General features: G+C 36.3%; 10 protein-coding genes and 1 riboswitch. Of the genes, 5 read left to right on the top strand and 5 right to left on the bottom strand.

Annotated elements, in window-relative coordinates; genetic code table 11:
• Positions 1-114 precede the first annotated feature (114 nt).
• A complete protein-coding gene (locus tag MT489_RS06470) occupies positions 115-1,833 on the top strand; it encodes an Ig-like domain-containing protein (RefSeq protein ID WP_244680721.1) in 1,719 nt (572 codons plus the stop codon).
• 190 nt (positions 1,834-2,023) lie between these two features.
• On the opposite strand, the gene MT489_RS06465 is transcribed toward MT489_RS06470, so the two are convergent.
• From MT489_RS06465 to MT489_RS06445, 5 genes are all read right to left on the bottom strand, one after another.
• Positions 2,024-3,463 (bottom strand): vWA domain-containing protein, encoded by a 1,440-nt coding sequence (locus MT489_RS06465; protein ID WP_244680720.1) that lies wholly within the window; start codon positions 3,461-3,463, stop codon positions 2,024-2,026.
• A 423-nt stretch (positions 3,464-3,886) separates the two neighbouring features.
• Complete coding sequence (locus tag MT489_RS06460; protein ID WP_244680719.1) at positions 3,887-4,330, bottom strand: GNAT family N-acetyltransferase; 444 nt, start codon at positions 4,328-4,330, stop codon at positions 3,887-3,889.
• Positions 4,331-4,447: 117 nt separating this feature from the next.
• Positions 4,448-5,893, bottom strand: a complete 1,446-nt coding sequence (locus tag MT489_RS06455) for a L,D-transpeptidase family protein (protein ID WP_244680718.1) — start codon at positions 5,891-5,893, stop codon at positions 4,448-4,450.
• A 622-nt stretch (positions 5,894-6,515) separates the two neighbouring features.
• Positions 6,516-7,862: an MFS transporter gene (locus tag MT489_RS06450; RefSeq protein WP_244680717.1), complete on the bottom strand. Its 1,347-nt coding sequence runs from the start codon at positions 7,860-7,862 to the stop codon at positions 6,516-6,518.
• Between the two features lie 154 nt (positions 7,863-8,016).
• On the bottom strand, positions 8,017-9,114 hold the full coding sequence (locus MT489_RS06445; RefSeq protein WP_244680716.1) for a 5-methyltetrahydropteroyltriglutamate--homocysteine S-methyltransferase: 1,098 nt from the start codon (positions 9,112-9,114) through the stop codon (positions 8,017-8,019).
• 173 nt (positions 9,115-9,287) lie between these two features.
• Here MT489_RS06445 and MT489_RS06440 point away from each other — a divergent pair, with 173 nt between their 5' ends.
• From MT489_RS06440 to MT489_RS06425, 4 genes are all read left to right on the top strand, one after another.
• Positions 9,288-10,220 (top strand): LysR family transcriptional regulator, encoded by a 933-nt coding sequence (locus MT489_RS06440; protein ID WP_244680715.1) that lies wholly within the window; start codon positions 9,288-9,290, stop codon positions 10,218-10,220.
• 149 nt (positions 10,221-10,369) lie between these two features.
• Positions 10,370-10,846 carry a GNAT family N-acetyltransferase gene (locus MT489_RS06435; protein WP_244680714.1) on the top strand — a complete coding sequence of 159 codons (477 nt, stop codon included), beginning with the start codon at positions 10,370-10,372 and terminating at the stop codon, positions 10,844-10,846.
• Positions 10,847-11,087: 241 nt separating this feature from the next.
• Positions 11,088-11,135, top strand: a riboswitch (PreQ1 riboswitch).
• Between the two features lie 118 nt (positions 11,136-11,253).
• Complete coding sequence (gene queF / locus MT489_RS06430) at positions 11,254-11,754, top strand: preQ(1) synthase (RefSeq protein ID WP_244680713.1); 501 nt, start codon at positions 11,254-11,256, stop codon at positions 11,752-11,754.
• A 16-nt stretch (positions 11,755-11,770) separates the two neighbouring features.
• Positions 11,771-12,388: a queuosine precursor transporter gene (locus tag MT489_RS06425; protein WP_244680712.1), complete on the top strand. Its 618-nt coding sequence runs from the start codon at positions 11,771-11,773 to the stop codon at positions 12,386-12,388.
• The last annotated feature ends 22 nt before the right edge of the window (positions 12,389-12,410 follow it).

Here is a 12,410-nt window from a genome sequence, read left to right as displayed (position 1 = left end):
GATATAAAATATAAATTTAGTCTGGGTAAATCGTACCAAGATTTTGCATTTAATTCGGATAGACAGCTAACCTTTGCAGCTAATTCAGAAGGTGGCGGTATTGATATTTATCAATTGAATTCAAACAAGTACCTATCCACTATTAAACAAAATGTAAATGTTAGTCAACTTTTTTATAACAATGGTCTGTTTGCAATATATACAGTAGGGGAGAAAACATTTCTTGAGTATATAGATGATTATGATGTAGGATCTCCCAAAATTGTTAAAAGTTCTTATCATTCAAGTGGAAATGAAAACGAGTTTATAAATGGTATGGATAACATACCTCTCGATAGCTCATTCTCATTTCAATTTAATCAACAAGGAATCAATTTAGCTGACGAGTCAAAAATAACGATGGAAGGTCCCGATGGATTACTGAACATTGATTGTGATGTCAAAGAAGGACGATTACTTATTAAACCAGAGAATCTCAAGGAAAACGCTATTTATACCATCACAATAAATAAGGGATCTATAACTAATTATTTGGGGGAATTTGCTGAACATAATATTACATTCAATTTTAAGACATTCATCCCGCCTGTAAGTAAAATCAGCGTAGAGGTGGATAGAAGTAAATCACCAGATCAATATACGATCACCGCTGTTGCAACAGGAGGAGTTGAACCAGAATATAAGTTTTTAATTAGAGAGAATGATAAATGGGAAGTTTTACAGGATTATAGTCCCAATAATGTAATTGTCTGGAATCCCACTAAAGATGGATGGTTTGAATTTTACGTTCATGCCAGGAGTAGTGGTCAGAGAAATGACTATGATCAGGCATATTATTTTGGAGAGTTCGTTGTTGACACTATTTTCCCTGAAATAACAATAACACCAAATGTGATAGGGATGACTAATGGAAATGTGGTTCTTAATATTAAGGCGTCCGATAATTTTGGGATTAAAAGCATTTGGGTACCCAATAAATATGTGAATAGTTCCAATACTACCTTTACTGTAACTTCTAATGGCACCTATACTTTTGAAGCTATTGATATGGCAAATAATGTTACAAGAAAATCAATAACAATAACTAATATAGATAAACTTCCTCCTGCGCTTGGATTGTCTCAAAATATCGTGATTCCTACAAATAAAGATGTAATTATAACGGTTAACGCATTGGATAATGTAAAAGTAAAAAGGATTATCCTACCGGATGGCTCTATAACCACGAAAAATAGTACTAAATTTACTGTAAGTAAAAATGGTACATATAAGTTTTCAGCAGAAGATACTGCTGGCAATGTCACTACGAGGTCCTTAACTGTGGCAAATATTAATAAAGTGCCACCACCTATTCCAACAGTTAATCCAATATGGGATAGCCATACAGTGATTAAAGGAAAAGCGAAATCCAATGTGACCGTATATGCAAAAAATGGTTCAAAAACGATTGGTTCGGCGAAAGCATCAGCCAAAGGTGATTATAAGATTACTATTGCTAAGCAAAAAGCAGGAAATAAAATTTTAGTTCATGCAAAAGACTCTGTAGGTAATGTGAGTAAAACAAAAAGTGTCATAGTGATTGATAAAACACCACCTCTTGCACCAATTGTAAATAAAGTAACTTCCAAAGCTAAAGTTGTTAGCGGTAAAGGAGAAAAAGGCGCAACAGTGTATGTTTATCGTGGAAAGAAGTATCTAAATAAGGGGACTGTTGATTCAAAAGGTAACTTCCGGATAAAAATATCGCAGCAAAAAAAAGGTAGTATATTAAGTGTATATGCAGTTGATAAGGCAAAAAATAAGAGTAAAATTACGAAAATTACAGTAAAGTAATTTTTTCAAAATGTAGTAGGACCTTATTTTGATTACTTACGGTAAACAGTACCATAAGTAAATGAGGTTTTTGAAAAAAAAAGGGAGGGGTCTTGAACTTCCATTGTAGGAAGCGCAAGCCCCGTCCTTCTTAATGAAAGTTTGGGATGTTTTGTAACAACATCCCAAAATACTGAAAATATCTAACCTATTATTTTTTATAATAATATTCCCGCCACTTTGCATTTCCGTCATAGTAAATGCGTCGCCATTCTTCAATTCCGTTTCTATAAGATTCTCGCCATTTTTCATTTTTTGTGTCATAGCCGTAAGCCCAAACATCTTTTTTGCGATCATAAAGCATTTTCCAAATGGCCGATCTACTCTTGTTATTATCAAATATTTCTTTGTCGGCAAGCTCTTGCAGTAATACTTCCGCCCGTTTAAATTCTTCCTCTGAGTTATCCATGATGGATTTTCCCGTTGCTTCGGCTTTGTTCATTAATTCTTGTTGTTTCTTTGATGCCTCTTCCAATCCGGCATTGCGCCACTCTTCCCATGCTTTAGATAATCTCTCATATTCTACTTTCCAATACTTATCTAAATCTTGCTTGGAATTAGCGAAGGTAAACTCTCCATTACCGGCCTTTGCTACTTCTTTTAGAAGCTGTTGTGCTTCATTATCAACTTGGAAGCCAATGATATTAATAATTGGTTGGATTCCTTCCCCAGCAAGTTTTTTTGCTTCTGCTACCGGATCGCCGCCACATGTTTCAATTCCATCGCTGACGACATAGACGACCATTGCACTGGCGTTATCTGGAATATCTTCTTTCGTTGTTGCAAGTGCTTTTCCTATCGGTGTCCAGCCTGCTGGCTTCACAGTGGCGAGGGCCTTTTTCAATTGTGCCGCATCTTTTGCGCCTGTATAAATATTTTCGGTAGAAGCGCACGAGACTGCCTTATCTGCATCGCTCCCAGTACCTTTATGGCCATAGACACGAAGCGAGACAGAGCTGTCTTCAGGTAAATATTCGATAAAGCTCAAGATGGCACTTTTCGCTTCATCCATTCGTGTTCCACTACCATTTTTCGCATTCATACTGCCGCTAGCATCTAGCAAAATGGCAAAATGAGTACTGGTAACTTCCGGTGCTTCAATTTGTTCATCAGGACGATCTTCTCCAGCGCTTACAGAGGTATCAAATTGTAAAAAAGCCTCTACTGCTTCATGATAATCCATTCTAATGAGCTTCAAGATGGCTTCTTTGTATTGATCATCACTTAACCCTTTTGGAAGCTCTAAAATCTTTTCTTTGGCAAGCTGCTCATTAAAATCCTCTGCGAATAGTCCAGGCTTTTTCATCAATTCCTGTTCCAGTTCAGTCATTTCGACGGCACTGTTTTCAGGTTCATATACAGGGTCCTCTTCTTCCCACCAAGTAATTTCCTTCTGGGGCTCGATGTTCTCATCAGCCTCAATTTTCTCATTAGTCGTGGTTTGCTCTTCGTTTGCCTGCTCTTCATTTTTTGTCTCATTCTTTATCTCAATTTTTTCTTTGTTTGCCTTAGCGCCTTCAGTTTTTCCAGCGCTACAACCAGTTGTAATTAATAAAAAAACAGATAGAATGATAAACAACCATTGTTTCATCGGCATTTTCAACTCCAATATGTAATTATATAAGTTTATAAAAGTATTAAATAACTTTGCAGGATCATCGAATACATATTAAAAAAGCTTCATCCTTTATTTAGGATACTGTTTCTTGTTGTAAGGAATGTTACCAATTTTTCGGATTCATGATCTCTAATGACTATCTCCTATTCTAATGATAATGATGTTGCATAATATTTCCATAGAGTTACGCGGAAACCATCCTTTTTACCTAATTTTTTTACTCTTTCATGATTCTAAAGTCACGTAATTGGGTTATTTATTGATGGGGTGGATAAAGATGATGTAGATACTTAGATTGAAGGGCGTATTTTATTGGACAAGTTTATTTTTCCATAAAAAAACCCCCGTAAAAATAAGATTAGTGTCTAACTTTTACGGGGCAGTTCAGTTTCAAAGTTAAAACGTAAAGCGGGATACTTGTTCGCCTCCGATAAGCAGTCCGTCTATTTCCTGGAATCCCATTTTTTCGTAAACGCGTTTTGCATGTTCATTGGTTGGTTCATAAGATAGTGTAATCGTTTGATGGTGATTCTCTTTAATATGCATTATATCGTCTATCACGAGTTGAATGGCCTTTTTTCCAAATCCTTTCCCTTGATGCTTTTGATCAATCATCATTCGATAAATCCAGTACTCGTTGTCGTCTTCGTCGATTCCATAGAGAGTAAAACCAATCATTTCCTCGCCATGATAAATTCCTTTTGCCTGGAAATTTTCAAGAAAATTGAGTTGGGCTAGTGATACCGCATTTGATGCTACAAACTTTGTTTGATCTTCGCGGACACGTAGCGAAATGGCCTTGAGCCAATTGTCTTTTGTAATCGTTTCTAAATGCAACATGCTTAGTCAATCCTTTCAAACATACATTGTGAAAAATATGCCATTAATTATGAGGCTTTTTTAAAAAAAGGGACGGGTCTTGAACTTCCGTGGCAGGAAGCACAAGCCCCGTCCTTCTTAATAAACCACAACCGGATCATAAGTATTTAAGTTATCATATACTTGTTTCATAATACTAGGTTGTACGTTGACGCAACCACCTGAGCCCTCTCTTAGATATGCGTTTTTGGACCAGTTTCTCCGCCAGCTAGCATCATGGAATCCTTGCCCGCTGTTTGTAAATGGAGCCCAGTAGTTTACCTCAATTTCGTAATCAGCTTTTCCTACTGCACTGCCTTTTAGTGTGTAAGGTGTACGTTTAAAAAGTATATACCAAATTCCAGGAGACGTATCTTCCCCAGTACTATGTTTGCCGGTCACTACATCCGTTGTAACGGCTAATTTACCATTTCTATAAATCCAAATTCGTTGTTCTTTAATAGATACTTCTGCATAATTGCCGCCAATACCGTTATTCGCGGTTGTTTCATAGCCAACGCCTTCGTTCGTCCAGCCATGGCCGTAAATATTTGTAGCGGAAACTTCCTTTTCCCCAATTTCAAAAGCTGCTCGAACTAGTTCCGCTTCTTTTTCAACATCTAATGCCCATCCAAAGCCTTGAGCTTTTACCGAAATGACTTTGCCAGAATGGGTCTTAAAGTCAATGTTCTTATTTAAAGTTGATTGAGATTGATTAATTTCATCTATTTTCTTCTGAATGTCACTTGCAGTAATGGTCACTACATTACCGTCTGTTATCGTAGCATCTTTAATTAGTTCACTTGCTTTAAGTGTATACACTTTGTCTTGAACCTTATAATCTACTGTTCTTTCAAGAAAGGCTAGGTAATTTCTCTCTTCTTCTTTAATAATCTCATTGTCCGCTTTGATTGGTTGAATGAATGCAGGTTCCATTTTGATATCACTTGTATACTTTTGTTCTTTGAAATTCTGGAGCAAAGCAGCGATATCATACTGTCCTCCTTCAGCGCCATCGGAGATAACAATTTTGCCGCCTTCCAATTTTACTACTGCATCTTTAGGAGCTTCTAAGGTTGCATTCATGGATTGCAGTTTTTCTTCTAATTTCTTTACCATCGTTTCGTTTCGGAAATTATCCGACATATTGGGTATCAACCAATAGTTTTTTGCCTCAGAGGATGGAAAAAACGTCCACTGGTCTTTTAATAACTTTTTAACCTCAGTCATATCTTGATTGGAAAACGCCATTTTCGTATCTTCTTCATCTAGAATAAGTACTTCTCCAACATAGACTTTATTTGTTAATGTAGTTTCCTTTAATTTTTGTATCGCCTTATCAGCTGTCAGACCGCCAACCTGTACGTCATTAATCGTAACGTTCGAATTAAACCGGGTTGCCTGATAAAAGCTAAGCCCAGCAAATATTAGTGCAATAACCAAAGCGATAACAATACTTCCAATGACAATAAAATCTCGGTTTGTCCGCGGTTTATGCCGCTTACCCCGCTCAAGTTCAACAACTGGTTGTTGTAACGCCCCCATAAATATTCCCTCCGCTATTTGTTAATCCATGAAATCAACGACATCCAGCTATAATCTAAAAAACTTGTAATTATTTTACTTTATTATTAAAACTATTACTATTATATTACAAAAATTTATTTTTTGATTGTGTCGTATTTTGTAAATGATATAAATTTATTAAGTTGGACTTATCTATATATAAGAGTAGTTGCATATTTAATTACTGAGGTTGTCATCTGTTAATTATTACATTCGAAAATAGAAAACATTAAAGCATCTTTCCATAATCACCTTCCTTTTAGAATATAGTCGGAAAAATTATTAAAAATGTTTCAAAATCTTTACGACAAAAAACGCGAAAATTAAAATGGAGGCTATCTAAAGTATCTTTCTGAAATTAGTATTTAAAAAAGGCATAAAAAATAAAGAACCTTTGAACTCATTTGGAATGCTTTTAAGAATAGCAAATTCCAAAGAGACAAAGGTCAGTTTTTATAGGAAATATAATTTTATTAATTTGAACTAAAACTATTGCTAGCTATGGACGCCAACAGCTCGAAACCAGAAAACTGCGACATTAAAAGGTAAGTCCCTCAGAAAATGTGCTTATCGACGTAACGGATGCCTCGTACTTTTCTTCTTATGCCGCTTCGCGCTGAGGAGCCTTTCCAACTCGATCAAAACTTCCATATTTCTCTTGCACTAATAAAAACGCAATTCCTCCCAAAATACTTGGGATGGCAAAAGCAATGAATGCTTGTTGGGGTGCTATATTGGTAGCGAGGACGAGCCCGATCAAAATAGGTGCCAGAATAGCTCCTATTCTCCCGATGCCGACTGTGACACTGAGACCTGTTGTTCGTATCTCGCGTGGGTAAAATTCAGATATATACGGATTCACTAAGTTTTGTGTTCCGCCTGTGCACGCCCCACCGATGGCGACTAATAGATATAGTAAAAGGGTGTTCGATGTTATACTAAGAAGTACAAAACAACAGGTCCCTAAGCCGTACATGAGTAACAGCACTTTGCGGTGACCAATTTTTTCTACCAATAGTCCCCCTAGTAAAGATCCGCCAATTTGGCCAACTCCTAGAACTAAAATAAAGGATAAGCTGGACGAAATACCAAAACCGGATTCCCTCATGATTTTTGGAAGCCATGTGTTGAGACCATAAATCATGAGCAGGCAGCTGAACACAGCTGTCCAAAACGCTAACGTACTAACAAAGCGGTTATCTGAAACAAGTTTTTTGGCAAGAAACCCTTTTGCCTGTTCTTTTACCGTATCATATTCATAGTCGTCTGTTGCCTGATAGTTTCCTTTTGGATCTACCTTATTTAAAATATTTGCGATTTTGTCCCCTTGTTTACGAAGAATATAATAAGACAGTGATTCTGGGAATTTTTTAAGGAAAAAAGGCAATGTAAAGATTGGAATAATACCCAGATAATACAAAAATCTCCACCCAAGACTTTCCATTACATACATCCCGATGAGCGATGCTAGAATACTACCAATGGAATACCCACAATACATTGTGGCCACTATTAGGGCACGATTTTTCTTTGGAGAATATTCTGTCATGATTGAAATAACGGCCGGCATTAATCCACCCATTCCAAGTGCGGCAACGAAACGCATGATTGTAAAGACTAGGGAATTTGGTGCCAAACCTGCTAATAAAGAAAAAATACTGAATAAAGCCATACAAATTGCTAAAATTCTTTTACGACCAATGACGTCTGAAAGAGAACCTAGAATGAAGGAACCCAACATCATTCCTACTAAAGTATAACTGCCAATAGCACCGGCTTCTACAACCGTTAGCTTGTAATCTTCCATCATTAGTGGCAAGCCAATTCCAAACAGAGCAATATCAAAGCCATCAAAAGCAATGGCATAGAAACACCATAAAAATACTAATAAATGAAACTTGTTAAATTTACTTTCAGCTATAACCTGAGCTGTTTGAACAACGCGCATGTACATCACCTTGTATGTGTATTATTTTGAATGTTGGGAAAATTAAACTTCCAACTAAGCTAATATATATAGGTTAATGGCGGTCGGCAGGTACATTGTGCACGAGCCGCCACTTTCCTACATTTTTATAGTTAAACGACTTCTTTTCGCCTTCTTACTTCCATATTTCCCGGGAAATTTCAACAACATACCGCAATTTATCCCATTGTTCTTCCTCTGTCAACAAATTGCCTTCTTCTGTTGAAGCAAAGCCACATTGAGGGCTTAAACACAATTGATTAATATCCACATATTTAGATGCTTCTTCAATCCGTCTTTTAATCAAATCTTTATCTTCTAGTTCACCATGTTTCGAAGTGATAAGACCTAATACAATATTAAGATCAGAGCGATTCACAAAGCGAAGAGGCTCAAATCCACCTGAACGATCATTGTCATATTCAAGGAAGAATCCATCGATATTTAAGTGACCAAATAAAGGTTCAGCAACCGGCTCATATCCACCGGAAGAAATCCAAGTAGAGCGGAAATTTCCGCGACAAATATGCATCGTTATTTTTAAATCGTCCGGACGATCTGCCACTGCTTTGTTAAGCATATCGAGATACATTTTAACTAAAAAGTCGGGATTCTTACCCTTCGCTCGAAGCTGTTCCTTTTGCTCTTCTGAACAGAGATAGGCCCACGCCGTATCATCTAATTGCAAGTAACGGCATCCAGCATCATAAAAAGCTTTAATTCCTTTTTTATAAGCTTGTGCCAAATCATCAAAGAACTCTTCTTCATCCGGGTAGACAGTAGAATCAATTTCACCGCGGAAATGAAGCATACTTGGGCTTGGAATTGTAAATTTCGCCACATGGTCCCCCGCAACTTGATGAAGATATTTAAAGTCTTCTAGCATCGGGTGACTTTCAAAATCCAACTTACTTTTAACTTTAATAGCACGGGATTTCGTTTGTTGTTGCTGGAATTGAATCCCGTTTCCAGACCAATAGCCTTCCACGCCAGTTAAACCTTCTAAAAAATCGAAGTGCCACCAAGCTCTTCGGAATTCTCCATCTGTAACAGCCTTTAAGCCAATTTCCTTTTGTTTTTCCATGATTCTAGCAATTTCTTTATCTTCTATCGCACGTAATTGCTCAGCTGTAATTTTCCCTGCCGCTTTCTGTAATCGTGCTTCCTTGATGACATCCGTACGTAATAAACTACCCACTTGATCAGCTCGGAAAATTGTAGTCGTTGCTTGCATATAATTCCCTCTTTTCCACAATGAATAATTTGAATGTATAATGAATCTTATCATGGGTATGGGATATAGACTAACTGAAAAAAGGTATCACTAGTTATAACCATAAGCTATAACGCATTTCAAAAAAAACCACGAGATTTCTCTAGGGTAACGTGAAAGATGAGGGACAATGAATGAATTTACAACATTTAAAATATGTCATTGAAATTGCAATGTGTGGCTCCATGAATGAGGCTGCGCGCAGACTCTATATTTCGCAGCCGAGTCTATCAAAAGCGATAAAAAATATAGAAGAGGAATTAGGCATTACGATCTTTACTCGTACATCTGCAGGAATCATTCTTTCTTCAGATGGAGCAGAATTTCTGGGATATGCCCGACAAGTAGTGGAGCAGGTTGAACTGCTAGAGCGGCGCTATTTTAAAACGACACCTTCGCCGCAGTTATTTGCTGTTTCCACTCAGCATTATGCCTTTGCAGTTAATGCTTTTGTAGAGATGATAAAAAAATACGGTTCTGACAAGTATCAATTTACGATGAGGGAAACGAAAACCTATGAAATTATTGAAGATGTGAAAAACCTTCGAAGTGAAATAGGCATTTTATATATGAGTCTATTTAATGAAAAAGTGATGATGCCGCTGTTAAAAGAGGAAGGGTTGGAGTTTAATCTACTATTTAAAGCTGCCCCGCATATTTTTGTGAGCTCTCAAAATCCGCTCGCTAGTAGATCATCTGTTACATTGGAGGACTTGGAGGATTATCCCCGTCTTACCTTTGAACAAGGAGAGTATAATTCGTTTTATTATTCTGAAGAAATTTTTAGTACAATACCAAGTAAAAAAAGCATCCAAGTGAGTGATAGGGCCACACTTTTCAACCTATTAATTGGACTAAATGGGTACACCATTTCAACAGGAATCTTAAGTTCAGATTTAAACGGCTCCGATATTGTATCAGTTCCTCTTGAAGAAGGAGAAGAGATTTCTGTAGGTTGGATTGTAAGTAAAAAGGCACAACTCAGCCGCATGGCCAAACTATATTTGGAAGAACTAGAGCGGATTGTTCAATATTATGTAGAGAAGGATAAAGATAAATATAGGTGACGGTGGAATGAATTGTGTGCTAATAGGCTAAAACGGAATATTAAACACAAAGACATTTTTAACAAAGCATAATTTATTTCTGATTTTTAGCAGGGATTCATAGGCGATATATTGAATATCTTAGGATTCAAATAAGAAAGGTGTCAAAAATGATTAGTTACGAGATTATTAGAGTAGGTTTGGAACATCAAGAAACACTTAAGAACTTATTGCAATTCTATATTTATGACTTTTCAGTGTATATTGAAGCACATGTTGAAGAAGATGGGAAATTCAGTGAATATCCTTTAAGTGACTATTGGACAAAGGATGATCATTTCCCATATTTAGTTAGGTTGGACGGACATAACGCAGGTTTTGTCCTCGTAAAATGGATAAAAACAGACACTAAAGCATACTTTCTAATTTCTGAGTTTTTTATTATGAAAAAGTATCGAAGAGCGGGTTTAGGTAAATTAGTTGCTAAAGATATATTTCATTTACATAGGGGAAAATGGGAAATTTTCCAAATCGAAAAAAATAAACCCGCACAATTATTTTGGAGAAACGTAATTAATGAATACACAAATGGGCAATTCAATGAACGAGTAGGGGAAGGAAGAGTAACACAAGAGTTTATCAATTAAAAAAAGTATGTTGTGAAATAAAGGTTATCACTGATTCGGAATACAAAGAAAATTGACCCACTATATTCCGTGAAAATATAGATTTACTGTTCAAAACAATAATTACATTTTATTCCGAGATAAGGAACCTACCCCTGTATCCCATACAAATAATGAAGCTGGTTATCGTTTAACATTTACATTTGACGAATACTTTAGCATTCTCTATAGTATATATTGAAAATAATATACCCGTACTTGCACGGGAGAGGTTCATAGCTAATAACCCTCTATAAAAAACTATGGAATTATGACTAGTAGGCCATGTCCATAAGGACCTGGTCTTTTGTTTTTTTTATTTCCTTGGTTTGCCATAGACTGGTGAAGTGTACCCTCCTGTGAAAGATACATCTACAGGAGGTTTTTTTATGTCTGGACGAAAGTCTGAACAAGGATTGGACGATTTAACTTTATTAGGTAATCAAGGTACTGCTTATTTATTTGAATATGCGCCTGATGTGTTGGAAACGGTGGATAATCTTCATGAGAACCATGATTATTTCGTTAAGTTTAATTGTCCGGAGTTTACGAGTTTGTGTCCGCTGACCAAACAGCCTGATTTTGCAACGATATATATTTCATATATCCCCGATCAAAAACTTGTTGAGAGCAAATCACTCAAACTATATCTCTTTAGTTTTAGGAATCATGGCGATTTTCATGAGGATTGCGTCAATATCATAATGAATGATTTAATCAATTTGCTCGAGCCCCGCTATATTGAGGTTTGGGGGAAATTTACGCCGCGCGGGGGGATATCGATTGATCCTTGGTGTAACTATGGTAAGCCAGGAACAAAGTACGAAGAGATAGCTAACTTTCGTTTAATGAATCATGACCTCTATCCTGAAAAGATAGATAATCGATGAAAGAAGGAACATAGATATGATTTTATATTTAAATGGAGTTTTTGTTGGATTATTAATTTTGTCAAACATTGTAGCGGTTAAGCTGTTTAATATTGGAGATTTCGCCATATTGCCCGCTGCAGTCATCATTTATATATTTACATTTCCGATTATAGATACCATTGTTGAGATTTATGGGAAAAAAGAGGCAAGGAGGACTGTACAGGCAGGATTGATTACACAAATCCTAGCGTTAATCTTTATTACGATTACGGTTCATCTTCCAGCCGCACCGGTTTTTAAAGATCAGCAGTCATTCGAAACCATTTTAAATGGAAGTTTTCGAGTGATAATCGCAAGTTTAATTTCATACGTTGTTAGTCAAAATTTAGACGTTTATATATTCAATAAATTAAAAAGCATTCATGGACAAAAAAAACTTTGGTTACGGAATAATGCTTCAACCATGCTGAGCCAATTAATTGATACAACCATCTTTATAACGATTGCATTTTATGGAATGATGCCAAACGCAGTTCTTGTGACCTTAATTATTACACAATATATTTTTAAATTTTTTGCTGCGATTCTTACGACTCCTATTGTCTATTTACTTGTTCATCTTATTAGAAAAAAAGAATCAATGACTGTATGACAAAAAATAAAGCTTATTGAAT

The sequence above is a fragment of the Lederbergia wuyishanensis genome (assembly GCF_022900255.1).
GTDB classification, from domain to species: Bacteria; Bacillota; Bacilli; order Bacillales; family Bacillaceae_C; genus Lederbergia; species Lederbergia wuyishanensis.
Note: the sequence above shows the minus strand (reverse complement) of the source record. Positions and strands in the feature narration are given on the sequence as shown.

What these genes read in the sequence shown, in the direction of transcription:
- MT489_RS06425 (WP_244680712.1), top strand. Translation starts at nt 11,771, where the DNA reads ATGATTTTATATTTAAATGGAGTTTTTGTTGGATTATTAATTTTGTCA.
- MT489_RS06440 (WP_244680715.1), top strand. Translation starts at nt 9,288, where the DNA reads ATGAATTTACAACATTTAAAATATGTCATTGAAATTGCAATGTGTGGC.
- queF (WP_244680713.1), top strand. Translation starts at nt 11,254, where the DNA reads ATGTCTGGACGAAAGTCTGAACAAGGATTGGACGATTTAACTTTATTA.
- MT489_RS06455 (WP_244680718.1), bottom strand. Translation starts at nt 5,893, where the DNA reads ATGGGGGCGTTACAACAACCAGTTGTTGAACTTGAGCGGGGTAAGCGG.
- MT489_RS06445 (WP_244680716.1), bottom strand. Translation starts at nt 9,114, where the DNA reads ATGCAAGCAACGACTACAATTTTCCGAGCTGATCAAGTGGGTAGTTTA.
- MT489_RS06465 (WP_244680720.1), bottom strand. Translation starts at nt 3,463, where the DNA reads ATGAAACAATGGTTGTTTATCATTCTATCTGTTTTTTTATTAATTACA.
- MT489_RS06460 (WP_244680719.1), bottom strand. Translation starts at nt 4,330, where the DNA reads ATGTTGCATTTAGAAACGATTACAAAAGACAATTGGCTCAAGGCCATT.
- MT489_RS06435 (WP_244680714.1), top strand. Translation starts at nt 10,370, where the DNA reads ATGATTAGTTACGAGATTATTAGAGTAGGTTTGGAACATCAAGAAACA.
- MT489_RS06450 (WP_244680717.1), bottom strand. Translation starts at nt 7,862, where the DNA reads ATGCGCGTTGTTCAAACAGCTCAGGTTATAGCTGAAAGTAAATTTAAC.